The following is a 26,216-nucleotide window of genomic DNA, read 5'->3' as shown; positions in this document are numbered from 1 at the left end:
CTCATGAACTTTATCATCCATACTTGATTTCATTGGCATAAAAGGAAACTCCCTAGCCGAAGCTGTTAAATCCCTTAAGGAAAAATTATTAGCACAAGAGATTATGGTGTGAAAAGCAAGATATAATCAACTCATGTCGATTTGTGAAAATAGCACAGCAATTTTGCCCACACTATAATAATTATATTAACCCTTATCATACATACATCCATGTCTAAAGATTTTTTGTCTGATGAAGACAAGGCATTGTTTCAACAAGCCGTACTTAATGTTAAACCTCTGGAAAAAAAGAACCGTATAATAAAAGAGCGTCCTGTAATCCACAAACCACAAAAAAAACCAACGTTTGAAAATAGCCCTTCTGATTTTATTTATTTGTCAAGCCAATACATTGAACCGGTCAGCACTCATGAAATTCTGTCCTATTGCGAGCCTGGGTTTCCTCGCAAACGTTTTGCTCAGTTAAAGAAAGGACAAATTCGCTGGCAAGCGCATTTAGACCTGCATGGATTACAGACGGAATCTGCCAGAGATTCGTTAAGCAATTTTATCATGAAACAATACCAGCAAGAGAACCGCTGTCTTCTGATTATTCATGGTAAAGGTGGTCATCATGGGGAACCACCGGTATTAAAAAGTTATGTTAATCATTGGCTAAAGCAGATCCCTCAGGTGATGGCATTTCATAGCGCCATTCCACGTGACGGAGGCACAGGGGCCGTTTATCTTTTGCTTAAACGATTTAATCGGATGGAATCGATTTAAAATAACCATGGCTGCCCCGTTAAACAATCGTCATTGCGAACAACGTGAAACAATCCAGATCGATGTAACCTAACAGCATCAACTTAGATTCGCCAACGCTCCAAAGACAGATAAAGACAGATTATGAGCATATTATAATCAAAAAAGATATTGGATGCTTAATAATTTAATGGGACAGCCATGTTAAAATAACATTTGTGGATTGAATTTATCGTCATAAACCCTTACTATCTGCACTAAATTTTGAATCATACAACCATGAGTAAACAAGCAATTATTATAGGAATTGCCGGTCCTTCAGCTTCCGGCAAAAGTTTGCTGGCCAACACGATTGTAAATGAATTGGGTTCCGACCAAGTGGTGGTCATTTCCGAAGATTCCTACTATAAAGACAACAGTCATCTTCCTTTTTCCGAACGTGAGAAAATAAATTACGATCACCCTGACTCATTTGATCATGCTTTACTGTGCGAACATTTGCGTCGCTTGCAGAAAGGAGATTCAGTAGAAATCCCAATTTATTCCCATTCCAAACACATCCGCATAGCAGAAACCCGCTTTATTGGCCGCCATGCCATCATTGTTCTGGAAGGAATACTCTTATTCAGCGATAAGGCATTACGCGAGATCATGGACATTCGTATTTTCATGTCAGCGCCTCTGGATGTCTGTTTAAGCCGGCGGTTGAAGCGAGATGTGGTTGAGCGGCAGCGCTCATTTGAGTCCGTACTGCACCAGTATGAAACAACCGTACGGCCTATGTATTTGCAATTTATTGAGCCATCAAGCCGTTACGCAGATTTAATTGTTCCCCGAGGGGGAGAAAATCGCATTGCCATTGATATGATCCAGGCGAAAATGCGCGAGTTATTGGCAACGCATACTAAATGATTTAAGAGGAGGTCAAGGTGGGATTTTTAAGCGGAAAAAAGCATTAATTGTTGGTTTGGCCAGTAATCGCTCCATTGCCTATGGCATCGCTAAAGCATTTCATGAACAGGGTGCGGAACTTGCCTTTACTTATCAAAATGAAAAATTAAAAGAGCGGGTGGAAAAGATGGCGGCTGAATTTAATTCCAGCCTCACATTTCCCTGTGACGTAGCCAGTGATCTTGAGATTCAAGCCGTATTTGAACAACTTGGAAGCCATTGGAACAAATTGGATATTTTAATCCATTCCGTGGCGTATGCACCAGCTGATCAAATCAGCGGTGATTTTATCGAGCATGCCAACCGCGAAGGGTTCCGTATAGCTCATGACATCAGTGCTTACAGTTTAGTAGGCTTGGCAAAAGCTGCATTACCAATGATGCAAGACACAGAAGGAGCTTTATTGACATTAAGTTATTTCGGCGCTGAAAAAGCGGTACCCAATTACAACGTCATGGGTATCGCCAAAGCAAGTCTAGAAGCTTCTGTTCGTTACCTTGCTGCAAGCCTTGGTCCTAGAGGTCTTCGGGTAAATGCCATTTCGGCAGGCCCCATTAAAACACTTGCGGCAGCCGGCATTAAAGATTTCCGTAAAATACAGAATGCCTATGCCAGCATCACACCACTTAGACGAAACATCACCACGGAAGAAGTTGGCAACACCGCCGCTTTTTTATGTTCATCTATGGCTTCAGGCATTACCGGTGAAGTCGTGCATGTGGATGCTGGTTACCATGCGGTATCCATGGCTGATTTGGGCGAATAAATAAACATTTTAAAGCCAGGTGCTCTAGCCTGGCCAATCTAAAATCCTCCAAACCCGGGAAACACACCTGGTGTGCTGTCCAACGATGGAGCCAATGGTGCAGAAGGAACTGGCGATACAAACGTGGCATATTGAGGAGGGAGTGGAGCAGGCTGATACAGTCGCGGTTCATGAACCACAGGAACCGCAGAAGCAACCGGTTGAGTAAATCCATCACTTCTGCAATTAAAGTGCATTTCACCAACTTGTATTTCTTTCAATTTACCACTTCTTAATTCCCGGACTTGATTCAAAATATCCTGAATCATTTGACCACGATCACTAAATAATCGATTTAGCAGAGATGGGACTGGTTTATCTTCCATTTTGGCTCGTAATGCAACGATGGCACATTTTACCTTAATAGGATCAATGCCTTTTTCCATCAATGCTCGCTCTTCTGCTTCGGTCAAGGCAAAGCGGTGTGGATCTTGTGGGTCTAAAGCATCCTCATTGGATTTTTTGATAAAGTACTGTTGAATTTTATCGGTAAGAAAACCACCAGCCGCCGCACCAACCAGCGTTAAGGTAATCATGCCAAAAATAACCACTCCAACTGGATTAGCAATACCTGCAGCTAAAGCCAATGCAGCAAGCGGTGCCGTCAATAAGGCGGTTGTCAATAAGCTTGCTGCAACACCGCCAGCAACCATCCCCATTAGATTCAAACCAGCTTGCAGCCAGCCTTCACTGTAACAAAAACGCTCGACGTTATCCATGGTTTGGCTAAGCAAATAATATAAAGCAACAAAGGCCAATGCAGCAGCCAGTAATACTAAAGCAATCAGGAGTAACAGTGCCAACACGTTACCTTCATCCTTTTTTCTTTCGCTCGCATGTGCATGATAGTGAGGACCAAAATGCCCATGATGAGGATAAGGACGATAATAATAAGGCCGAGGAGTTAATGAATTTAACAGCAACCAAGTAAAGAGCACATCGTTGCTCGAACTATAATAGCGAGGATAATGATGATGGTGATGATGAATAATAACCCTTGGTTGACTGCCAGCCTGAAAGAATGTAGGTATTTGCTGTTCTGCCGGCAACACTCTATATTGAGGGCATGCGTAAAAAAAAGTATTTAATACGGTATAAATTTTTTGCTGTTCTACTATTTCCAACTGGCGTAATGGACTATCAGAATAATTTAATGTGTAGTACACACCATTATAAAGCTCATTATAGATATCCTGAGGCGACATTGGCGGCTGGCGCTTTATACAATCATCATAATGGCGCGCAAGCCCAAAATACAATTCAGCCAATTGCCGGTCAGTTAACTTTTTTGCAGGCATCATCACTCCTGAATAATGAATACCTGCGCATTATATGTTCTAAACGGTTTTCTGACAATCAGTTATTTTTTAGCCCAACGTCCAAAAACCACTAATGATTCACTATTTTAGCGTTACTCACCAAACCATTAATATACAAATCATAATCCATCATACCATAGTTAGCTTCTAACTGTTGTGTGATACTTGCTATTTGTTCCTTATCAAGGCGTTGTAATTCACCATCATTAATTTTCTTCAATCGGACAATAACATAACTGCCATTATTAAGATTACGCCCCGTTTCAGCACCAAGACGCTGCAAATTAAAAGCCATTTCATTGATAGAACTGGAGACTTTATCCGTCTCGCGAGTAGCTTGTATAACTTCCTGCCATTTCAGCTGATTTTCTTCAATCAACTTCTCTTGCAGTTTGGGTTCTTTTTTTGCCGTCATCAACATTTGCCCTAAATTTTTTGCCTGCAACTCTGCTTTTTCGTTTATTAATTGTTCTACGATGTAGGGCTTTACTTCAGCCAATGACTGTTCTTTGGCTGGAATACGTTTATCAACACGCAAAACAACAACACTGTCATTATTGATTTGAATAGGTTCACTATTGTTTCCCTGCTCCAAAACATCATGACTAAATGCCGCCTGAATAATTGACTTATTTTGTGTCAGTAAATCATTTCCGCCACGACGCGAAAAAGGTCCGGCCGTTTTAATATCAAGATGGAGATTTTCAGCAACAGGCATCAAATTATCTGGTGTCTGATAACTCAAATCCGTTAACTGCTCCAATGCCTTGGCATATTCTGATTGCACAAGTTCAGTGGACAATTGCTCTTCAATGTCCGTTTTAACTTCCTCATAGGGTTTGACCTTAGCTGGCTTATAAGCCAGTACCTTAAAAAGCTCATACCCGTGACGCGTTTGAATGGGTGGTAATATTTCTCCAGGTTCAGTGAAATTCACTAATGATTTATCCAACTCAGATTGGCCAGCCACAATCCACGGCAATATTCCTTGTTTCATGGCAGAAATTCTATCTTCCGATAACGCTTCAACTTTTTGTTCAAAGAGCTCAGGTTTCAGTTTCAAGATATTATAAGTTTTTTCTGCTTTTTCTTTTATTTGCTGCTGCTCAACTGCACTGGCATCTGCCGGCACGGTAAACAAAATATGAGCAACTTGCCATTCTGCTGGCGTTAAATAATTATGTTGATTTTCTTCGTAGTAGCGCTTGACCTGTTCATCTGACAATTTGATATTTGCCTTGATGTCTGGCATCGATAACTGCACATAAGAAATTATTATCTTTTCTGGCGTCAAAAATTGCTTTCGATGTTTTTGATAATAAGCCGAAATTTCCTCATCCGATACATTAACTTCTTTCTTGAAGGGTAATGCTGGAATCATGAGATAATCATAATCTCTTGTTTGCATATACAATTTTACAAATTTCTTAACTTCGCTGGGTAATGCAAACGCTGTACCAATCAAGGCGAAACGCTGCTGGTTAAGCAACATACCTTGCCGAACTTCATTTTGAAATGATTCCGGAGTAAATAATGCGCCGCTTAAGGCTTGCTGATAACGATCTGCTGAAAAATGCCCATCTTCATAAAATTGCGGAATACTTAAAATAGCCGCATTCGCTTGCTCTGGACTGACGTTAAAACCCTGTCGGCGAGCCGCTTGAGTGCTGACTTGATTAACAATCATTTCATCCAGTATCTGCTTTTTAAGCTGATTTTCACTTGCTGCAGTCATATGCGCAGAATCACGCATTTGACGAGTACGCCGGTAATTTAATTCAAATGCCTGCTTGGTAATCGGCTGGCCATTTACCTCAACTTGAACATTGGTATCCTGGCGAGATTGCATGTAATAGTCTACCCCAAATAAAGTAAACGTCACTGCAATAAGGATAATGATTACCCAAGCCACAATGCCCTGAATGCGTTCATTTAACTTCTGCAACATGTAAGGCGTTCCCTAATGGTTGTATTCGCAAGAAGATATAATAACTGAGTGCCACTTAACGTCGAAGTAATAAGCTCGATTATATTGCTCATACTGTTTTACTTTCATCTCTACTAAAAATCCAAGCAGTCTTACCAGTATCTTCTAATCCCCCCATCTCCACTCAGGTTTTCCTCGCAAAGGTGGGTGACAAAATCTTCCTTATTGATTTAATTACTTAAAAACATAACCTTAAGACATTATCTTTAGTTATGCAGGTCTGTGAGCAATTACTTTCACAGCAGCAAATCACATTAAATCATCCTGCCATCACTTAGTGAAAAAAATGTCCATTAACCCTAAAAAAACGCGCCGTTAGGCGCGTTATGCTGGCGGAGTGGACGGGACTCGAACCCGCGACCCCCGGCGTGACAGGCCGGTATTCTAACCAGCTGAACTACCACTCCAATTCTTGGTGGGTGCTGCAGGGATCGAACCTGCGACCCTCGCCTTGTAAGGGCGATGCTCTCCCAGCTGAGCTAAGCACCCGGGTAATCTCACTTTTGTACAGCTTCTTTCAATGACTTGCCAGCTTTAAATTTAGCAACTCTTGAAGCTTTAATTTGGATGGTCTCACCAGTCTGCGGATTACGACCCGTTCTTGCAGAGCGGTTACCAGTTGAAAAAGATCCGAACCCTGGTAAAACTACTTGATCGCCTTTTTTCAGAACATCGGTAACAGTTGCCATAAACACATCAAGTACTCGACTAGCAGCTGCCTTTGTTACACCTGAACCATTAGCGATGGCTTCAACCAATTCACTTTTATTCATCTTTTCCCCTTTGCTGTTATTCATCCTTTACGGAGCTGATTAAATCAGATTCACCTACTCTAGTCAAGCTATTACATCCTTGAAAGCCCGCCAGTAACGGGCATCGGGTGAAATATACCCGTTATTCTCAAGCGTGTAAATCCTTATTTTCAATTTTTTTAACACTTTGTTCAGCCGGAACTAAAACGGAAGAAAACGTACTGATCAAAGGGCTGCGTTGCAAAGCAATTTGCAACACTTGCTCAACGGTTTTTACAGGATGAATCTCTAATTTTTTCAATACATTATCAGGGATTTCCGACAAATCTTTTTTATTTTCTTCCGGAATGATAACGTGCTTTATTCCACCACGATGGGCAGCCAACAATTTTTCCTTTAATCCGCCAATTGGCAAAACTTGCCCTCGCAAAGTAATTTCGCCGGTCATTGCCACATTGGCGCGCACCGGAATTTGCGTGATAATGGACACCAAAGCCGTACACATACCAATCCCCGCACTAGGACCGTCCTTGGGCGTTGCTCCTTCCGGAACATGAATATGAAAATCATGTTTCTCATAAAAATCATCTGGCAACCCAAAGAGCGAGGCACGACTTCTTACCACGGTCATTGCAGCATGGATGGATTCCTGCATCACTTCACCCAACTGCCCTGTGTGGATGGTCTTGCCTTTTCCTGGCATCATGGAAGCTTCAATGGTTAATAATTCTCCACCCACACTTGTCCAAGCAAGTCCCGTGACTTGTCCAACCTGATCATACTCTTCTGCCAAACCATATCGAAATTTCTTCACGCCGAGAAATTTTTCAACGTTATTACGGCCAACATTGATTTTTTTCACCCGCTTCTGCGTTAAAATGTCTTTAACGACCTTACGACAGATGGTAGCAATATCTCGTTCAAGATTACGAACCCCTGCCTCACGCGTATAATGACGTATAATCTCGTGGATTGCGCTCTCACTAATCACAATTTCATCTTTACCCAAACCATTAAGTTTCATTTGTTTTGGCACCAGATAATTGTGTGCGATATTCACTTTTTCGTCTTCGGTATAACCAGCCAACCGAATAACCTCCATGCGGTCAAGCAAAGGGGCTGGAATTTCCAACGAATTTGCTGTGGCAATAAACATAACGTCACTTAAATCATAATTCACTTCCAAATAATGATCGTTGAACGTATGATTTTGTTCTGGATCAAGCACTTCAAGTAATGCTGAAGCCGGATCACCTCTAAAATCCATTGCCATCTTATCTACTTCATCCAGCATGATGAGGGGGTTTTTTACACCCGCTTTGCATAATTTTTGAATAATTTTACCCGGCATAGAACCTATGTAAGTTCTACGGTGCCCACGAATTTCTGCTTCGTCACGCACACCACCCAACGCGATGCGGATAAACGTCCGACCCGTTGCATTAGCAATAGACTGCCCAAGCGACGTCTTTCCAACCCCGGGCGGGCCAACCAAACAAAGAATGGGACCCTTAAGACGTTTGACTCGCTGTTGCACAGCCAGATATTCAATGATGCGCTCTTTTACTTTTTCCAAGCCATAATGATCTTTATCCAATAATTGCTCGGCTTTTTTCAAATCGTACTGTATTTTATTTTTTTCTTCCAGGGAACAGACAGCATCCAATCCAAGTAATTGCGAATCACGGTTGCTTCGGCAGACATAGGGGACATTAATTTTAATTTTTGCAGTTCAGACAACGCTTTTTCCTTTGCTTCCTTGGGCATGCCAGCCTTATTGATGGATTTTTCAAGCTGTTCAATCTCACTGCCTTCTTCGCCAATTTCTCCAAGTTCTTTTTGAATGGCCTTGATTTGTTCATTTAGATAATATTCACGCTGACTTTTTTCCATTTGCCGTTTGACGCGGCCGCGAATACGTTTTTCCACGTGCAGTAAATCAATTTCTGTTTCAATCGCTGCCATCAATCGCTCAAGGCGAGTGCCAACGTCTACAGTTTCCAGTAAATCCTGTTTGTCTTCTACCTTAAGCGTTAAATGAGCAGCAATAGTATCGGCAAGACGGCCTGGCTCTTCAATGCCTGAAATTGAACCCAGTACTTCGGGAGGAATTTTTTATTCAGCTTTATATATTGCTCAAATTGAGACATGAGCGAGCGCATCAAAATTTCAATTTCCTGCGACTTAAGTGACTCGCTAATTTCTTCAACAATGTCAAGGGAGGCGGTCATATGACCTTCATCCAATGAATAAGCGTTGACCTTTGCGCGTTGCTCCCCTTCCACTAAAACTTTTACCGTACCATCTGGAAGTTTCAGCAATTGCAATACGCTGGAAACAGTACCTACCTCAAACAAATCCTTAGGATGCGGATCATCATTAGCCGATTTCCGCTGAGCAACCAGAAAAATCTGCTTATTATTCAACATGGCTGCTTCAAGTGCTTTAATAGATTTCTCTCTTCCTACGAACAGAGGAATAACCATGTGTGGATAAACTACGACATCTCGAAGTGGCAACACCGGTAAATTTAATATTGCGTCATTGTTTTCACTGTCAGCAGGTACCAATTCTTTTTCATTCGACATTATGTTCCCTTACATACATGACTGTTATACATGAGACTTACCTTGCCTGAATAGCATAGGCCTAATCTAAAAGTTCTGAAAATTATGAAAACCACACAACTTATTGACACTCTGTTTCCATGATTATTCTGTCACTCTCCTTTTACAAAGAAAGGGAAGAGAGATTTTGCAAACTCTTATTAATCAAGTCTTTTTAAATCTCCCCTCAGTCTCGTCAAAACTCGCTGTCCCCTTGTTCAGGGGCATGTTAAAGAGGAATGAAGCGTAGTATTGTTATCATCGCCAAACGATGGAAACAACACCCATTGTAAGACGCTGGATTAAATTTCTTATTCCGTACCTCCAACCGCAGATTGTTTGGCATCCTCGCCTTCATAAATCAGGATAGGCTTACCAGTATTATTTACTACGGCTTCATCAACAACCACTTTCGTTACTCCTTCAAGCGAGGGTAAATCATACATGGTGTCTAAAAGAATATTTTCAAGTATTGATCTTAATCCACGCGCACCAATTTTTCTTTCCAATGCTTTTTTAGCAATCAATCGCAGTGCGTCTTCACGGAACTCCAACTCCACGTTCTCCATTTTAAATAAGGCATGAAACTGCTTGGTTAAGGCATTCTTAGGACGATTGAGAATATCAATTAATGCCTCTTCATCAAGTTCATGCAACGTGGCCACCACAGGTAAACGCCCCACAAACTCAGGGATTAATCCGTACTTAACCAAATCTTCCGATTCTAACGTATCAAGCACTGCCTTGAGGTTTCCCCCATCCTTTTCTTTTTAATTGCGCAGAAAAACCAATGCTCGATTTATCACTGCGTTCTTGTATTATCTTGTCCAATCCAGCAAATGCACCGCCACAGATAAACAAAATATTTGAAGTATCCACTTGCAAAAATTCCTGCTGTGGATGCTTACGACCGCCTTGTGGGGGAACGGAAGCAATGGTTCCTTCAATTAATTTTAATAATGCCTGCTGTACCCCTTCTCCTGACACATCACGAGTGATAGAGGGATTATCAGATTTACGTGAAATTTTATCTATTTCATCAATGTATACAATTCCTTTTTGAGCCTTTTCAATATCATAATCACATTTCTGTAATAATTTTTGAATGATATTTTCTACATCTTCTCCCACGTAACCTGCTTCTGTTAATGTGGTTGCATCGGCCAAGGTAAATGGCACATTTAATAACCGTGCCAAAGTCTGTGCCAATAAAGTCTTGCCGCTTCCTGTCGGGCCAATAAGCAAAATATTACTCTTACCAAGCTCAACACCATCTTCAGCCTTATGCTGCATGCGTTTGTAATGATTATACACAGCCACAGACAACACTTTTTTAGCATGAGATTGCCCAATCACATACTCATCAAGAAACGCTGAGATTTCTTTGGGAGTAGGCAAATGGGTTGCAGATTCTTCATGAGCCTCTTGAGTTTCCTCGCGAATAATGTCATTGCATAATTCAACGCATTCATCACACACAAAAACGGACGGCCCAGCGATCAGTTTTTTTACTTCATGCTGGCTTTTACCACAAAAAGAACAGTATAGAATCTTATCTCCAGTGCTGCTTTTACTCATCTACAAAACCCCTTTTTACTAATGAACTCTTTATTCTCTAGTAAAATTTTAGTCAATTTGAACCATATCGCCAGTCAGGAAACAGACGTTTAATGAAATTATTTACCCACATGACCATCGGTTGTACGTACAGAATCGCGTTCATAAAGCACGCTATCGATTAAGCCGTATTCTGCAGCCTGCTGTGCATTCATGAAATTATCACGTTCCGTATCACGCATGATCTGATCAGGTGTTTTTTAGTATGCTTTGCCATGATGCTGTTTAAGCGCTCTCGTACAGCCAGTGTTTCACGGGCATGAATTTCAATATCCGTAGCCTGGCCGCGGTATCCTCCTAATGGTTGGTGAATCATCACTCGGGCATTGGGTAAACAATAACGCTTATTTTCTGCGCCAGCACACAAAAGCAAGGCAGCAGCACTTGCTGCCTGGCCAATACACAATGTACTCACATCCGGCTTGATAAATTGCATGGTGTCATAAATGGCAAGGCCTGCTGTTACCACACCGCCTGGTGAATTAATATAAAGCGAAATGTCTTTATCTGGATTTTCAGATTCCAGGAATAACAGCTGCGCCACCACCAGATTCGCCATATGATCTTCTACTTCCCCCAGAAGAAAAATGATGCGTTCTTTTAAGAGTCTGGAATAAATATCATACGAACGTTCACCTCTGGAGGTCTGTTCGATAACCATAGGAACAAGACCGCTGGCGTTTTTTATTCTATTTTTCGCATCTTCCCACATGCTTATGCTCCTTTCGCTTCAGTATCCTTTTTAGGATTCATCACTTCATCATATTCCATTTCTTTTTCAATTACTTTTGCATCTTCAGCAATTTTTTCAGAAACCATCTCCTCCATAACCAATGCTTCAACCTCAGCAAGTCGCTCCTTATTACCTTGATACCACTGACGCAACTCATCAGGATTATCATAAGCACCGGCAAACTTATCGATCATGGCATCAACTCGCTCTTTGTTTACCATCATTTCATGCTTTTTCACGTATTCGGAAAACAATAGTCCTAAATGCACTCGCCGCTTGGCTTGTGCTTCAAACATAGATCTTGGGAAATCCGGAATTCTTTCATTTTCTTTATGTTCTGGTCCAAAAATCCGATGAAACATTTCATGTTTTAAATGTTCAATTTCCTGATTAATCAATGCCATGGGTAATTCAATTGAATTTTTTTCCAAAAGCTTATCAAAAATCTTTTCTCTGTTCATGGCGCTCAGACGACGCTCCAATTCACGCTCCATGTTTTCTTTAATATCCTTCTTCAAAGCGTCAATCCCCCCGTCTTTGATGTTGAATTTTTCAGCAAATTCCGCATTCAATTCAGGTAGTTTTCCTTCCATGACCTTTTTAATCTTAATTTTGAACCTTGCTTCCTTCCCGGCTAAATCTTTATGACCATAATCTTCAGGAAAAGTTACATTAATATCAAATTCTTTCCCTTCTTCTGCACCAATCAGTTGGTCTTCAAAGCCAGGGATCATAGCGCCTGAGCCAAGAACAACTTCATAATCATTTGCACGGCCACCCTCAAATGGTTTCTCATCAAGAAATCCTTCGAAATCAATGATTGCCTTGTCTCCCTTTGCAAGGGCTCGAGATGCTGAATGCCATTCTTTATTTTGTTCGCGTAGTTTTTCCAACATATGATCAACATCACTGTCTTTTACCGTGCAACGAACGACTTCCACTTCCGCTTGATTCAATTCTTGGATATTAATTTCAGGATATACTTCAAATACTGCGGTATAACGAAAATCCTTACCTGATTCCAATTGCTCAGGCTCCACCGATGGATAACCGGCAGGAGTCAAATCATTCTGCTTAAGTGCTTCATATAATGTTGATTGCACCATATCTCTTGCCACTTCCTGACGTACTGATTCAGCATATCGTTTATTAACAACATGCATGGGTACTTTCCCTGGACGAAAACCATCCATCTTCACTTTACGAGCAAGATTTCTGAGACGCAAGCTCACTTCTTCCTCTACTTTTTCAGTGGGCACCGAAACAGTTACTTTACGTTCCAAACCTTTTAGGGTTTCAACAGAAACTTGCATGTAATCACCTCTTGGAAATTATTTTATACAATATGGTACGAAAGGAGAGACTCGAACTCTCACGGGTTACCCCACTGGAACCTAAATCCAGCGCGTCTACCAGTTCCGCCACTTTCGCAAACAGGGTGGAATTATTAAACAGTAGCACTATCTTGTAAAGACTCAAGATAAAATGAGAAAAAGACAATTTAATTTCGAAGTTCTGGGGTGAGCGATGGGACTCGAACCCACGACAACCGGGATCACAACCCGGGGCTCTACCAACTGAGCTACGCCCACCATAAATTTAAAAATACTGTTTGACGTATGGCACGCCCGGCAGGATTCGAACCTGCTACCCTCGGCTTAGAAGGCCGATGCTCTATCCAGATGAGCTACGGGCGCAAATATAATGGTCAAACCCATCGCCTCCGTAAGAAGGGCATCTTGGTCGGGGTGGAGAGATTCGAACTCCCGACATCCTGCTCCCAAAGCAGGCGCGCTACCAGACTGCGCTACACCCCGTGAACCCATCCTAAGGACAGAGCGCAAATGATACTCTCAGCCGCTTTAGAGGTCAATAAGTGAATGACATAAAAATGCAGTTTCAAAAAAATATCTGCTCGTTACACCAAAACCATTCCAGCCGGCTTGTGAATAAATTAAAATTTACGTTAGGATAATGCTCTGGTTTTCCAATGATTTAGTCATGAAAATACAACTTCTGCCGTTATTCGATACACTTGAACATCTGCATAAAAATCCCGAATCCACCATTCTTCCTCATCCACGATTCCAACAAGACTTTAATCATGCGCTTAATTTTCTTAAAAGTTATAATGGCAGTTTGGGTACATTTAACAGTTATCGACGCGAAACAGAGCGACTATTGCAATGGTGCTGGCATGTGAAAGGTGCAACCTTGCCAGAATTAAAACGTGATGACATTGAACAATTTATACGCTTTTGCCAAAATCCACCACCACACTGGATTGGCTTGAAAAAAGTGCCTCGATTTACAAACCAGAACGGCAAGCGAATACCTAATCTTCAGTGGAAACCGTTTGTCGTCACCGTCACTAAGTCAGCAAGAAAACGAGGGGATTCCCCTGCCGAATCACGCTTTAAATTATCTCAAGGCGCCATCCAGGAAATGTTTGCCATTTTAAGCACACTGTTTAATTTTTTAATTGCTGAAGAATATTTAGTTTCTAATCCAGTTGCCCTGATGCGTCAAAAGAGTAAATTCATCCGCAAACACCAACAAACCGCACCCATACGACGATTAAGCTTGTTGCAATGGGAAGCTGTATTGCAAGCCGCGGAAAATCTAGCGACAGAAACCCCAGAAAAGCATGAGCGCACTCGTTTTATTCTTAGCATGTTGTATGGCATGTACTTGCGGATTTCAGAATTAGCCGCAAGCGATCGCTGGATTCCGACCATGAATAACTTTGCCAAGGACAGCAATGGGTTTTGGTGGTTCACCACCGTCGGGAAAGGCAATAAAGAACGACAAATTGCTGTCAGCGAAGCCATGCTGAACAGCCTTATTCGCTGGCGTACCTTTTTAGGTTTGTCACCACTACCTTCACCAGCGGACAATTCACCATTAATTCCCCGATTGCGTGGCCATGGTCCTATGAGTGACACCGCACCTCTGCGTCGACTTGTCCAGCAATGTTTTGATTTGGCTGCCGAACAGTTACGTTTAAAGAATCAACTGGAAGAAGCAGATAATCTCGCCGATGCTACCGTGCATTGGCTAAGGCATACGGGCATTTCAGAGGATGTTAAAATTCGGCCTCGTGAACACGTACGTGACGATGCCGGACACAGTTCTAGTGCAACAACCGATCGCTACATTGACGTTGAACTGCAAGAACGCTACCGTTCAGCCCAGAAAAAACCATCACCCCTAAATTTTAAATCCTACTCTTGAGAGGATTTAAAAAGGAATAATAGCCACTCAATAGAATCGTTAAGGTCGATAGACCGTTAATAAAATAAAACTAATAATCCAAAGCACCACACCTATATCATAGGTATAAGGCCAAGGCTCGTGCATTTTTTTAAATTTTGCCCATAGAAATAAGATTCCCATCGCAATCATAGGTAATAGAAATAAAATCAAGATTTGCGCGAGTGCAACAGCATTTTTTTTCCAAGGCATCCATTCAGCAAATTGATAAATAAGATAGAGTAGTCCCTCTTTACACTTTAATAGCAACCAGAACACCCACGGTTCAAATGAGTCAATCAGCCAGGAGACAAACGCAAGTGGCATAAATAGTTTAACGCCAGGAATAGCAAAAATTTTTTTAAATACGCCGGCAAATTCTTGCGAAAAAAATACCACAACCGTTGCCCCTAGAATAATTAATGCCAGGGTAAATAACATGATCAACCTCTTTTATTTTCCAATACTTCCCAACGTTCATACAATTCCGACAGTGCTTTTTCACAGTCGGCCAATTGCCTGTGGACATCAGTAATAAGCTGACTGTCTTGCTGATAAAATTCAGGCTTGGCCATCTCGCTTTGCAATGTTTCTATCCTTTGCTCCAACGATTCAATACGTACAGGCAATTGCGTTAATTCCCGCTGCTCATTAAAACCAAGTTTATTCGCGTTATTTTTTCGAATAGCCTGAGGCTTTTTGGAAATATCCTGTGTTCTTTTGGTGTTTGTATAATCGTCATAACCACCAACAGTTTCACTAAAATATCCATCACCTTCATGCACAAGCACACTTGTTACCACTTGATTAATAAACGCTCGATCATGACTAATTAATAACAAAGTTCCCGGATAATCAACCAGCATAGCTTCCAATAATTCCAGAGTTTCTATATCCAAATCATTCGTAGGCTCATCCATAACCAAAAGATTGGTCGGCTTTGCAAATAATTTTGCCAATAACAAACGATTGCGTTCTCCTCCCGACAAAGAAGACACTGGCCGATGGAAACTTTCAGAAGGGAATAAAAATTCGCTTAAATAAGAAGCAACGTGTTTTTGTTTACCATGGATAGTGACATAATCCGCACCATCACCAACATTTTCCATGACGGTTTTTTGCTCATCCAAATGACGACGTAATTGATCAAAATAGGAAATTGCAAGCGACGTCCCATGACGTATTGATCCGGAATCCGGGCTCAACTCGCTCAACAATAGTCGCACCAACGTGGTTTTACCACACCCATTTGCACCGATAATTCCAACTTTATCTCCTCGAGTTAATAAAAAGGAGAAATCTCGCAGTATGGTTTTATCTTCAATGGTGTAATGGAGATTTTTTGCTTCGATAACCAAGTTTCCTGAGCGAGAAACTTCAAGGTCCAATGTCTTTATTTTACCAACTTCCAGGCGTCTTTGGCGGTGTGCTTCCCGCATGGCTTTTAAGGCTCGCACTCGCCCTTCATTACGAGTACGTCTAGCCTTTATGCCTTGTCTTATCCATGTTTCTTCTTCATCCAAACGTTTATCAAACAATTCATGCTGTCTTTGCTCATGTAAACGCATCGCTTCACGACGGTCCAAGTAAGTTTCATAACCGCAATTAAAACAATGCAATTGGCCACGATCAATTTCTACAATGCAATTGGCTACCTGGCTGAGGAAGGTTCGATCATGAGTAACCACAAGTAACGTGCCTGAATAAGTTTTTAGGAAAGACTCCAACCATTCAATCGCGCCAATATCCAAATGGTTGGTTGGTTCATCAAGAATTAACAGATCAGGGGCTGCAATTAAGGCGGCAGCTAATAGTACTCGGCGCTTCATTCCACCGGAAAGAGCACTCATCTGAGCGTCTTTATCAATTCCTAACCGGCTTGCCATTGCTTCCACTTGTGGTAATAAATCCCAAGCCTGTAAATGATCAAGTTGATGCTGATATTCAGCAAGCTCTTCTGTGTTACCTGCCTTCGAAGAGATGTAAAATCTTGCTAATGCTTTCCCGGTGTCACCAAGTTCTTTCACTAGAACTTCATACACAGACTGTTCATGATTTAAGGGAACTTCTTGAGTTAGCCCTGCAATACGCAATCCTTTCTGCTGTTGAGTTTGACCGCTGTCTTGTATAATTTCTCCTAACAGCAGTTTCAATAAGGTTGATTTTCCAGCACCATTGCGTCCTACCAATGCAATACGATCCTGCGGTTGAATCTGCCAGTTCACCTGTTCAAGTATTTGTTTTCCTGCAACATTTAAACTTACATTATGAAAGGAGAAAATACTCATATAAAAACCCTTGCTCTGCCAAATCCTCCTGATGATTTAAGTCACTTCATGTGGTTATTTTTCATTGCCGAGGAAGCGTACCATCTTTAAGATGGTTAACGACCGGATAAATTCATAATGGCATCTACTTCAACATTCGCGCCTCGCGGCAAAGCAGACACCCCAATGACGGCTCTCGCCGGATATGGTTCTGAAAAATAGCGTGTCATCGTCTCATTAATCAAAGGAAAATGATTCAAATCAATAAGATAAACCGTTAATTTAACGACATCAGCAAGACTGCCGCCTGCCGCTTCACAGACAGCCAACAAATTGTCAAATACTTGCACGATTTGCAATTGTACGTCTTCGCTGCATAATTGCATGGTGTTGGGATCGAGTGGAATTTGTCCGGAAAGATAAACCATATCTCCACATTTGATTGCCTGACTGTATGTGCCTATTGCCGCCGGTGCTCGTTCGCTTTGAATAGATTGCATGATTTATTCCCCTTGTTTGTTCCGATAGAGTCGCATCACCACATTATTTGCTCGTAAACGTCTCATAACTCTGGCTAAATGAGTCCTGTTCTGTACGCTCAGTGAAAAAGTGACCGCATTGTGGCGACCATCACGAGGATCAACGTTAATATTACCAATATTGGATTCTGCCTCAGAAATTGCTGTAGCAAGCGCTGCAAGCACCCCACGCTGATTTTCCACCTCAACCGTAATATCTACCCAAAATTCACCTTGGACTTCTTCATCCCAACGTAATGAAATAAATTGTTCAGGGTTGGTTCTTATTTGATTAATAGTAGGACAATCGCTAGTATGCACCAATATACCTCGGCCTTGTTGGAAACGTCCTACGATATTGTCACCGGGAATTGGTTGGCAACATTCGGCAAAATGCACCACCATGCCTTCTGTGCCTTTGATGGCCAAAGGCCGGCTTTTGCTGGACTTTATCAAATCACCATTTTCCTGGGCAACCACAAGACGTCTGGCAATTACCGTAGGCATCTGATTACCAATCCCAATGGCATATAATAAATCATCCAATGTTTTATAATTCAGATCACTGAGTAACGCCTGTAGGGACTCTTGCGGAATTTTTAAAAAATCACTACCAAGTTCAGTAAATGATTGTTCCAAAAGCCTTTGACCCAATACCACCGATTCCACATGCTGCTGACTTTTTAAGAAACTGCGGATATTACTACGAGCTTTACCCGTTACGACAAAATTCAACCAAGAAGGATTAGGACGAGCTCCTGGTGCGGTGATCACTTCTACGGTTTGCCCATTCGTTAAAGGAATACTAAGCGGTACTAAACGGCGATTGACTTTGGCTGCCACACAACTATTGCCCACATCAGAATGAACGGTATAAGCAAAATCCACAGGTGTTGCTCCCTTGGGAAGTTCCATAATATCGCCTTTTGGCGTAAAAACATACACTTCGTCCGGAAACAAATCAATTTTGACGTTTTCAATAAATTCCAGCGAATTCCCCGTACTGCGTTGCATTTCCAACAAACGCTGCACCCAATCACGGGCACGCAATTGAGCTTCATTCACTTCCAGACCAGACGATTTATAGATCCAGTGCGCCGCCACCCCGTTTTCAGCAACATTATTCATATCCTGCGTACGAATTTGAACCTCAAGTGGAATGCCGTATGGACCAAAAAGCGTGGTATGTAAAGATTGATAACCATTCACCTTGGGAATACCAATATAATCTTTAAATCGCTGAGGGACCGGTTTATAAGTCTGATGCAAAGCACCCAACACGCGGTAACACGAATCAATATCTTCAGTAATAACACGAAATGCAAAGACATCAGTAATTTCAGCAAAAGAAGCTTTTTTAAGGCGCATTTTGCGATAAATGCTATATAAATGTTTCTCTCGACCAAACACATGTTCATAGGGAATCTTCAACTTATCAAGCGCCTGTTGTAAATCACGCTCAATTTTTTGCGTCAATTCTCGCCGATTGCCGCGAGCTTTTTCCACCGCCGATTTAATGGCGCGATAACGCATAGGATACAAGGCATTAAATCCAAGATCCTCCAATTCAGTATAAATAGCATGCATCCCCAAACGATTGGCAATCGGAGCATATATTTCCAGCGTCTCAATTGCGATACGTTTTTTCTTTGGTCTGGGCATAACACCCAACGTTCTCATATTGTGAAGACGATCAGCCAGCTTCACGATAATCACTCGTATGTCTTTAACCATCGCCAATACCATTTTGCGAAAGTTCTCAGCTTGTGCCTCAGCTCGTGATTCAAATTTAATTTTGGTTAACTTGGTTACTCCATCGACCAAGGCAGTTACCTCTTGCCCAAATTGTTCGATTAAATCGGTTTTACTCAATGCAGTATCTTCAACCACATCATGTAATAAAGTGGCCATAATCGTCTGATAATCAAGTCGCATTTTTGCAAGAATCAGGGCTGCAGCAACAGGATGAGTAATATAAGGTTCACCAGAACGGCGCATTTGGCCTTGATGCGCTTTATTGGCAATTTGATAAGCTTGACGGCATTTTTCTATCTGCTCTGGCTCAAGATAGCATTTCAGCTCTTCATGCAAATCCTTGAAATAATTCACACGACACTCCTGCGTTTCCGCCATATATTATACCTTGCTTTAAAATGCTTAGGATGTATGCAAAAACTCCCCATTTCTGAGGTAAAATTTGTGTTCAATTCAAACAAGTGTATCCAAATTTCTCCGTTGAAAACAATTCCTATCTTGCTCCAGAGTTTGCAAAAACCCTGCTGCAACTGACAGCCAGGCATTCATCAACTTTAAAAATTATGGAATTTTATTATATGGAGAATCAGCAGGCGAGCATGCCCTGCAAAACAGGCCATGATGGATACTTAAGTGATGAATGGGTTTTTACTTTGAATCAAAAGCCCCGCAAGCAATGTAGCATGCATTGGACGATTAATTCAAAATCTTATGCACATTTAATCTATTCTTTGTCCAACATCTCTCGAGTAACTAAACCTTCAGCAATCTCGCGCAATGCAACAACGGTTGGCTTGTCATTTTCCCATTCAACCATTGGTTGTGCGCCACGCACAGCAATTTCACGAGCTCGTTTGGAAGCTAACATCACTAATTCAAATCGATTATTTACATGCTCTAAACAATCTTCAACAGTAACCCGTGCCATAATTGAATCCCCTTATCTAAATAAAGTATATACCCATACCTATGGATATTTAGCAATGGCTGCATATTTTACTGCGGTGATAACAAGAAAGAAAGTAATTTTCTTTCTTGCCGTAACTGGCGCTCCATACGCAACCGATGCGCAATAACAATCGCCTGCAACTCGTTAGCCGCTTTATTAAAATCATCATTCACAATAAGATAATCAAATTCGGAATAATGACTAAGCTCATCTTGCGCACGCTGCATGCGGTTTCTGATTACTTGTGCATCATCTTGCTGCCTTGCCATTAAACGCTGTTTTAAAATCGCTAACGAGGGAGGGACAACAAAAACACTCACTGCATCGACAAATAATTTTTTGATTTGTTGCGCGCCTTGCCAATCAATATCAAGGACAACATCTAGGCCGGCATGCAGCCGATTATAAATTTGCACTTTAGATGTCCCATAGTGATGATTAAACACTTGGGCATGTTCAATAAAATTGCCTTCTGCAACCATCGCCTCAAATTCTTGCTCTTCAACAAAATAATAATCAACGCCCTCTTTTTCGCCAGGCCTCTTTTTTCGTGTTGTATGTGAGATAGAAACTTCTATATCCGATACAGTGCTGATCAGTTTTTTTACCAAGCTGGTTTTCCCTCCTCCAGAGGGAGCTGCTACAATAAACAGACTTCCAGGGCATTCTTTGATCATTATTTTTTACTCTATATTTTGAATTTGCTCTCGCATTTGTTCTATTAAAACTTTCATTTCCACTGCGTGCTGCGTTAAAGCTGCAGAATCCGATTTAGAGCCAAGTGTATTTGCTTCTCGATTTAATTCCTGCATTAGAAAATCAAGCCGTCTTCCTACTGCTTCACCACTTTGCAACACCCGTGCAACTTCATCAACATGAATTTGCAGCCTGTCTAATTCCTCGCTAACATCGAGGCGAGTTAACATCAAAGCAATCTCCTGCTCAAATCTCGATTCGGATACATCCAGTTGTAATCCTTGCAGCCGACTCAACAATTTCTCCCGTGTTTGAGAAGGAAGAGATTCCACCAACTCACGTGTTTGTTTAATTTCGTCATTAAGCATGCTTAATCGTGTTTTTATAAAATTCCGTAAACCTTCCCCTTCCGTTGCTCGCGCTTCTAAAAATTGTTGTAAAGCCTCTTGGAATAAATATTCTATGTGCTGATGCAAAGTTTCTGTCTCTGGCTGACTTAATTGAACTACCCCTGGCCAGGAAAGAATCCAACCCACCGTCAAATCATTTGCCAATTGTTGCTCCATGGACAGCTTCTCCCCAACGCCCAATAAAGCCTTCATTAAGCCTTCGTTAATCACCACATTTTGTTGTTCGGTAGCTGCATCACTTAATTTAAGCAGGCATTCCAATTTACCACGACTTATCTGACCTCGTAACTGTTGTCTTAAATCAGCTTCCAGAAACCGAAATGATTCAGGTAAGCGAAAAGAGGCTTCAAGGTAACGATGATTAACAGATTTTAATTCCCAACAAATCATCGTAGAACCAACTTGATTTTGCGCTCTGGAAAACGCAGTCATACTATGAGTCATATGAATTCCGGCCCAACAAATGTTGCGCGACTATACCCGAAATTTGTACAAATGCAAACCCAATTGCAAGCAATTAACGCTCATACATCCTAAAATTGGCTTCACAAAAACTCGAAAATAGCAGTAAAAATGATATATACTCGCCTATTTTTGCAAGGATTTCATCATGCGTCCCAGTCATCGTGAACCAAATCAATTAAGAACGGTAAAAATAACCCGCAATTTCACAAATCACGCGGAAGGTTCTGTACTTGTCGAATTTGGGCAAACCCGTGTGTTGTGTACCGCATCGGTTATAGATGGCGTACCAAGATTCCTTAAAGGAAAAAATCAGGGATGGGTTACTGCCGAATACGGCATGCTGCCGCGTGCAACTCACAGTCGCACTGAACGAGAAGCCAGCAAAGGAAAACAAGGCGGCAGAACGTTGGAAATTCAACGTCTTATAGGCCGTTCTTTACGTACTTGCCTTGATTTAAAAACATTGGGTGAAAACACCATTACCCTGGATTGCGATGTTATCCAGGCCGATGGCGGCACTCGCACAGCAGCAATTACTGGTGCATGCGTTGCCTTAAAGGACGCCCTGGCCTGGATGGTTACTCGAGAAAAATTACGCAAGCTTCCTGTATTTACGCAGGTTGCTGCTGTTTCTGTTGGCATTTACCGTGGACAACCAGTGCTTGACCTGGATTATGCGGAAGACGTCTTGGCAGAAACGGATATGAATGTCGTGATGAATGAACATGGCCATTTTATTGAAGTTCAGGGAACAGCAGAAGATGGCAGCTTCAATCGCGCACAACTTAATGACATGCTGGCCTTGGCCGAAACCGGAATCATTGATCTGATTAAAATCCAAAAAAGCGCTTAAATTCAAATTCAGGATTGCTGCAAAAGCCAAGAAAACTAAAAACGCTAGGTTGTGTTCCTAAACTTATAGTCCTTTGCTTCAGTGAAGGACTAATCACAGCTTTAGCGCTCCACTATCTTTCCAATAATCAATGACACATCTTCGCATCCTTAACTTTTAAAATAGGGTTTTATTAAGAGCCACCTCACGAGCCGTATGGCGATTAATGATGTTGTCACTTACCAATTTTGTTAAATGCTGATCAAGAGTAAGCATACCCTGTGCTTGGCCAGTTTGAATTGCAGAATACATTTGGGCTACTTTGTCCTCACGAATTAAATTACGGATAGCTGCATTACAAATCATAATTTCCAGCGCAGCTACCCGTCCCCCACCTGATTTTTTTAATAACGTTTGCGCCACCACTGCTTGTAAAGATTCGGACAACATGGAGCGTATCATTGCTTTTTCATCACCCGGAAATACATCAATGATGCGGTTTATTGTTTTAGTAGCCGAATTAGTATGCAACGTGCCAAACACCAAATGCCCGGTTTCAGCGGCCGTCATTGCAAGACGAATGGTTTCCAAATCACGTAATTCCCCCACAAGAATCACATCAGGATCTTCACGTAATGCGGAACGCAAAGCCGCATTGAAACTGTAAGTATCACGATGAACTTCCCGTTGGTTTACCAGACATTTATTACTTTGATGAATAAATTCTATGGGATCTTCTACCGTTAATATATGGTCGTAGCGGTTTCTATTAATATAATCAATCATGGCTGCCAGCGTCGTGCTCTTTCCGGAACCCGTGGGGCCGGTAACCAAAACCAATCCCTTGGGATAGGAAGCCATATCGGTGAATACGGAAGGCAAATTCAAATCATTCATGGTAAGAATTTTAGAAGGAATCGTTCGAAACACCGCAGCAGCACCGCGTGATTGATTAAATGCATTCACCCTGAAGCGAGCAAGATTGGCAATTTCAAAGGAAAAGTCCGTCTCCAGATGCTCTTCATACTCCTTACGCTGCTTGTCATTCATGATATCATAAATAATTTTAATGACATCCTGATGCTGCAATGCTGGAACATTGATTTTGCGTAAATCACCATCCACCCGAATCATGGGAGGCATGCCAGCAGATAAGTGCAAATCGGAAGAATTATTTTTGACTGAAAACCCTAATAATTCCGTAATATCCATGCCTGTTCACCATAATGATTTATCTCTCCTGAAGATTAGCCCAGGAAAGACCAATCGGCAACTGTAACGGATTAGGAGGCATTGCCTTTAATCGGTTAAAAATATATACTTAATGATTCAATTTTAAACTTATATGGCGTTTTACATAATCTCCAAGTTGGATTGCATTCAAGCAATGCTGGTTATTAACCGATTTGTAACGAAAATTAAGTTCAAACTACTCGCAATAAAGTTAAAAATATGCTTTATTCTAATTTGGCGCTTAGATAGGGATAGCATGCAAGATTAAAGGGAAGCGTAAAACATTTATATCAATTTATTGAGGAAACCAGAATGCTCCCCAATGCCGTTATGACAGAAACTGCTCCCCAGCTCCAACTTTCTGATGAACGCAAGCAAAATATTGTATGGATGCTAAGCCTTTACGGGACTGCAATCGGTGCAGGTACACTTTTTCTTCCCATCGATGCGGGGTTGAGTGGTCTTTTACCTCTAATCATCATGGCGGTATTAGCTTTTCCAATGACTTATTACTCTCATCAAGCCTTATGCCGATTTGTGTTATCAGGTTCTTCTGCAAAAAATGACATCACCGATGTGGTAGACCAACATTTTGGCACCCGCGCCGGTAGATTAATTACTTTATTTTATTTTTTCTCAATTTACCCTATTTTACTGATGTATAGCGTGGCCATTACTAACACCACACAAAGCTTTATTATCAATCAAATGCATATGAATGCTCCTCCTCGATCGTTACTTGCTTTTATTCTCATTATAAGCCTCATGGCTATCATTCGCTTTGGACAACAAATGATTATAAAAGCAATGAGTGTCTTGGTTTATCCATTCATCAGCATCTTAATACTGCTTTCCATTTATTTAATTCCTCACTGGAATGACGCCATTCTTAGACATGCAAATAACTTGCCCGCCACTGGTTCGCATAGCATGCTGATGACTCTCTGGCTGCTTATACCGGTCATGGTATTCTCATTTAATCACTCTCCCATTATTTCCTCATTTGCAGTCAGTCAAAAGCAACGGTTTGGCGAAAAAGCCGATGAGAAAAGTACATGGATTTTAAAGTACACCCATATCATGATGGTAGGTACGGTCATGTTCTTTGTATTCAGCTGTGTACTCAGCCTGTCTCCAGCAGACTTGGCCCAGGCAAAACAACAAAATATCTCTATTTTGTCTTATCTTGCAAATCATTTTCAAACGCCTTTAATCGCTTATATAGCCCCATTCATTGCCTTTATTGCCATTGCCAAATCCTTTCTTGGTCACTATTTAGGTGCAAGCGAAGGATTGCAAGGATTGATTGTTAAAGGAGCAGCTCGCCGCAATAAAATCATTGACCATAAAAAAATCAAACATCTCATTGAACTATTTATCATCCTAAGCTGCTGGGTGATTGCAACTGTAAATCCAAATATTTTGACCATGATTGAAACCCTTGGTGGGCCAATCATTGCTATTATCCTGTTTTTGATGCCTATGTATGCCATAGCAACCGTGCCAACCATGAAAAAATATCGTGATCCAATACGCAATAGTTTCGTCATTTTGCTGGGTGTAATTGCTATCTCGGCCATCCTCTTTGGTATGTGGGAAACGATGGTAGGTTAACGACATGACGATTGCTGAACGCATACTTCATGTGATTCACCAAATCCACCAGGCGGAGGCAGAATATGGCCGCCCGCCTGGTACGGTAGCATTAATTGCAGTGAGCAAAGGACAATCCAAGGAAGCCATCGAACAAGCCTTTGCAGCCGGTGTCCACCAGTTTGGTGAAAATTATTTGCAAGAAGCAGAACCTAAAATAAATATTCTTGCAAAACTGCCAATAACATGGCATTTCATTGGCCCAATCCAAAGTAATAAGTGCCGACCTATTGCCCACTATTTCAGCTGGGTTCATAGTGTTTGTCGTGCATCCATTGCTCAACGGTTAAATGATGCTCGACCGCAATCTTTGCCCGCACTGAATGTTTGCATTCAAATTAATGATGATGATGAAAAAAAAGCCGGCATTCATCCTGAACAAGCAGCAGAATTGGCATCCGCTATTTTATTATTGCCTCGCTTGCATTTACGTGGTCTGATGTTAATCCCCAAACAAGGTCATGATGAACTGCAGTTGTATTTATCTTTTCAGAAATTAACTGCCTTGCTGCATTCGTTAAACAAGCAGCTGCATATCCATATGGATACTTTATCCATGGGTATGAGTGGGGATTTTCAAGTCGCCATACGCGCCGGAAGTACCATGGTACGCATTGGGCAAACTATTTTTGGTGAACGTCGGTGAAGATAGGATTTATTGGTTTTGGAAAC

At 41.5% G+C, this 26,216-nt stretch carries 19 protein-coding genes, 6 tRNA genes and 3 pseudogenes; 7 read left to right on the top strand and 21 right to left on the bottom strand.

The window, feature by feature from the left end:
- Nucleotides 1–210: 210 nt before the first annotated feature.
- The 3 genes from LOA_RS03990 to LOA_RS03980 all read left to right on the top strand — a co-directional run bounded on the left by LOA_RS03990 (nt 211) and on the right by LOA_RS03980 (nt 2,461).
- Nucleotides 211–765 (top strand): Smr/MutS family protein, encoded by a 555-nt coding sequence (locus tag LOA_RS03990; RefSeq protein WP_025385236.1) that lies wholly within the window; start codon nt 211–213, stop codon nt 763–765.
- A gap of 258 nt (nt 766–1,023) precedes the next feature.
- A complete protein-coding gene (gene udk / locus LOA_RS03985; protein WP_025385235.1) occupies nt 1,024–1,656 on the top strand; it encodes a uridine kinase in 633 nt (210 codons plus the stop codon).
- Nucleotides 1,646–2,461, top strand: coding sequence for an enoyl-ACP reductase FabI (locus LOA_RS03980; protein WP_420795675.1), 816 nt, complete (start codon nt 1,646–1,648; stop codon nt 2,459–2,461). Before udk ends, LOA_RS03980 begins: the two co-directional genes overlap by 11 nt.
- 38 nt (nt 2,462–2,499) lie before the next feature.
- Here the strand turns inward: LOA_RS03980 and LOA_RS03975 are convergent, their stop codons facing one another.
- From LOA_RS03975 to LOA_RS03915, 13 genes and pseudogenes are all read right to left on the bottom strand, one after another.
- Nucleotides 2,500–3,801, bottom strand: coding sequence for a hypothetical protein (locus LOA_RS03975; protein WP_148294863.1), 1,302 nt, complete (start codon nt 3,799–3,801; stop codon nt 2,500–2,502).
- A gap of 88 nt (nt 3,802–3,889) precedes the next feature.
- The gene (locus LOA_RS03970; RefSeq protein ID WP_025385232.1) at nt 3,890–5,767 is read right to left on the bottom strand and encodes a SurA N-terminal domain-containing protein; all 1,878 of its coding nucleotides are present in this window, start codon (nt 5,765–5,767) and stop codon (nt 3,890–3,892) included.
- Between the two features lie 369 nt (nt 5,768–6,136).
- Nucleotides 6,137–6,213, bottom strand: a tRNA-Asp gene (locus LOA_RS03965).
- 6 nt (nt 6,214–6,219) lie between these two features.
- Nucleotides 6,220–6,295: transfer RNA gene (locus LOA_RS03960), tRNA-Val, on the bottom strand.
- A gap of 8 nt (nt 6,296–6,303) precedes the next feature.
- Entirely contained in the window at nt 6,304–6,579 is a 276-nt protein-coding gene (locus tag LOA_RS03955; RefSeq protein ID WP_025385231.1) for an HU family DNA-binding protein, read from the bottom strand.
- A 127-nt stretch (nt 6,580–6,706) separates the two neighbouring features.
- Nucleotides 6,707–9,146: pseudogene (lon, locus tag LOA_RS03950) on the bottom strand (endopeptidase La).
- Between the two features lie 329 nt (nt 9,147–9,475).
- Nucleotides 9,476–10,742: pseudogene (gene clpX / locus LOA_RS03945) on the bottom strand (ATP-dependent Clp protease ATP-binding subunit ClpX).
- Nucleotides 10,743–10,840: 98 nt separating this feature from the next.
- A pseudogene (gene clpP, locus LOA_RS03940) lies at nt 10,841–11,493 on the bottom strand (ATP-dependent Clp endopeptidase proteolytic subunit ClpP).
- A 2-nt stretch (nt 11,494–11,495) separates the two neighbouring features.
- Nucleotides 11,496–12,827 (bottom strand): trigger factor, encoded by a 1,332-nt coding sequence (gene tig / locus LOA_RS03935; protein ID WP_025385230.1) that lies wholly within the window; start codon nt 12,825–12,827, stop codon nt 11,496–11,498.
- A gap of 33 nt (nt 12,828–12,860) precedes the next feature.
- Nucleotides 12,861–12,945, bottom strand: a tRNA-Leu gene (locus tag LOA_RS03930).
- 85 nt (nt 12,946–13,030) lie between these two features.
- Nucleotides 13,031–13,106, bottom strand: a tRNA-His gene (locus tag LOA_RS03925).
- Between the two features lie 28 nt (nt 13,107–13,134).
- Nucleotides 13,135–13,211, bottom strand: a tRNA-Arg gene (locus LOA_RS03920).
- Between the two features lie 43 nt (nt 13,212–13,254).
- Nucleotides 13,255–13,331: transfer RNA gene (locus LOA_RS03915), tRNA-Pro, on the bottom strand.
- Between the two features lie 184 nt (nt 13,332–13,515).
- On the opposite strand from LOA_RS03915, the gene LOA_RS03910 reads away from it, so the two are divergent.
- Nucleotides 13,516–14,748, top strand: coding sequence for a tyrosine-type recombinase/integrase (locus LOA_RS03910; protein ID WP_025385229.1), 1,233 nt, complete (start codon nt 13,516–13,518; stop codon nt 14,746–14,748).
- Between the two features lie 39 nt (nt 14,749–14,787).
- Here LOA_RS03910 and LOA_RS03905 read toward each other — a convergent pair whose 3' ends face one another.
- The 7 genes from LOA_RS03905 to LOA_RS03875 all read right to left on the bottom strand — a co-directional run bounded on the left by LOA_RS03905 (nt 14,788) and on the right by LOA_RS03875 (nt 21,805).
- A complete protein-coding gene (locus LOA_RS03905; RefSeq protein WP_035893375.1) occupies nt 14,788–15,207 on the bottom strand; it encodes a hypothetical protein in 420 nt (139 codons plus the stop codon).
- A gap of 2 nt (nt 15,208–15,209) precedes the next feature.
- Nucleotides 15,210–17,054: an ATP-binding cassette domain-containing protein gene (locus tag LOA_RS03900; RefSeq protein ID WP_025385227.1), complete on the bottom strand. Its 1,845-nt coding sequence runs from the start codon at nt 17,052–17,054 to the stop codon at nt 15,210–15,212.
- Between the two features lie 95 nt (nt 17,055–17,149).
- Complete coding sequence (locus LOA_RS03895; RefSeq protein WP_025385226.1) at nt 17,150–17,533, bottom strand: RidA family protein; 384 nt, start codon at nt 17,531–17,533, stop codon at nt 17,150–17,152.
- Between the two features lie 3 nt (nt 17,534–17,536).
- The gene (gene spoT, locus LOA_RS03890) at nt 17,537–19,660 is read right to left on the bottom strand and encodes a bifunctional GTP diphosphokinase/guanosine-3',5'-bis pyrophosphate 3'-pyrophosphohydrolase (RefSeq protein WP_025385225.1); all 2,124 of its coding nucleotides are present in this window, start codon (nt 19,658–19,660) and stop codon (nt 17,537–17,539) included.
- A 370-nt stretch (nt 19,661–20,030) separates the two neighbouring features.
- The gene (rpoZ, locus tag LOA_RS03885) at nt 20,031–20,234 is read right to left on the bottom strand and encodes a DNA-directed RNA polymerase subunit omega (RefSeq protein WP_025385224.1); all 204 of its coding nucleotides are present in this window, start codon (nt 20,232–20,234) and stop codon (nt 20,031–20,033) included.
- 68 nt (nt 20,235–20,302) lie between these two features.
- Nucleotides 20,303–20,932: a guanylate kinase gene (gene gmk, locus LOA_RS03880; RefSeq protein WP_025385223.1), complete on the bottom strand. Its 630-nt coding sequence runs from the start codon at nt 20,930–20,932 to the stop codon at nt 20,303–20,305.
- A 6-nt stretch (nt 20,933–20,938) separates the two neighbouring features.
- Nucleotides 20,939–21,805, bottom strand: coding sequence for a YicC/YloC family endoribonuclease (locus LOA_RS03875; protein ID WP_025385222.1), 867 nt, complete (start codon nt 21,803–21,805; stop codon nt 20,939–20,941).
- Between the two features lie 166 nt (nt 21,806–21,971).
- Here LOA_RS03875 and rph point away from each other — a divergent pair, with 166 nt between their 5' ends.
- Nucleotides 21,972–22,679: a ribonuclease PH gene (rph, locus tag LOA_RS03870; RefSeq protein WP_025385221.1), complete on the top strand. Its 708-nt coding sequence runs from the start codon at nt 21,972–21,974 to the stop codon at nt 22,677–22,679.
- A gap of 156 nt (nt 22,680–22,835) precedes the next feature.
- Here the strand turns inward: rph and LOA_RS03865 are convergent, their stop codons facing one another.
- Nucleotides 22,836–23,870: a type IV pilus twitching motility protein PilT gene (locus LOA_RS03865; RefSeq protein WP_025385220.1), complete on the bottom strand. Its 1,035-nt coding sequence runs from the start codon at nt 23,868–23,870 to the stop codon at nt 22,836–22,838.
- A 333-nt stretch (nt 23,871–24,203) separates the two neighbouring features.
- On the opposite strand from LOA_RS03865, the gene LOA_RS03860 reads away from it, so the two are divergent.
- Nucleotides 24,204–25,505 (top strand): SLC5/6 family protein, encoded by a 1,302-nt coding sequence (locus tag LOA_RS03860; RefSeq protein WP_025385219.1) that lies wholly within the window; start codon nt 24,204–24,206, stop codon nt 25,503–25,505.
- A gap of 4 nt (nt 25,506–25,509) precedes the next feature.
- Nucleotides 25,510–26,190: a YggS family pyridoxal phosphate-dependent enzyme gene (locus LOA_RS03855; protein WP_025385218.1), complete on the top strand. Its 681-nt coding sequence runs from the start codon at nt 25,510–25,512 to the stop codon at nt 26,188–26,190.
- Nucleotides 26,191–26,216 lie beyond the last annotated feature (26 nt).

Origin of the sequence: Legionella oakridgensis ATCC 33761 = DSM 21215 (genome assembly GCF_000512355.1) — a bacterium.
GTDB classification, from domain to species: Bacteria; Pseudomonadota; Gammaproteobacteria; order Legionellales; family Legionellaceae; genus Legionella_A; species Legionella_A oakridgensis.
The sequence above is the reverse complement of the archived record's forward strand: the minus strand, read 5'-3'. Positions and strand labels throughout refer to the sequence as shown.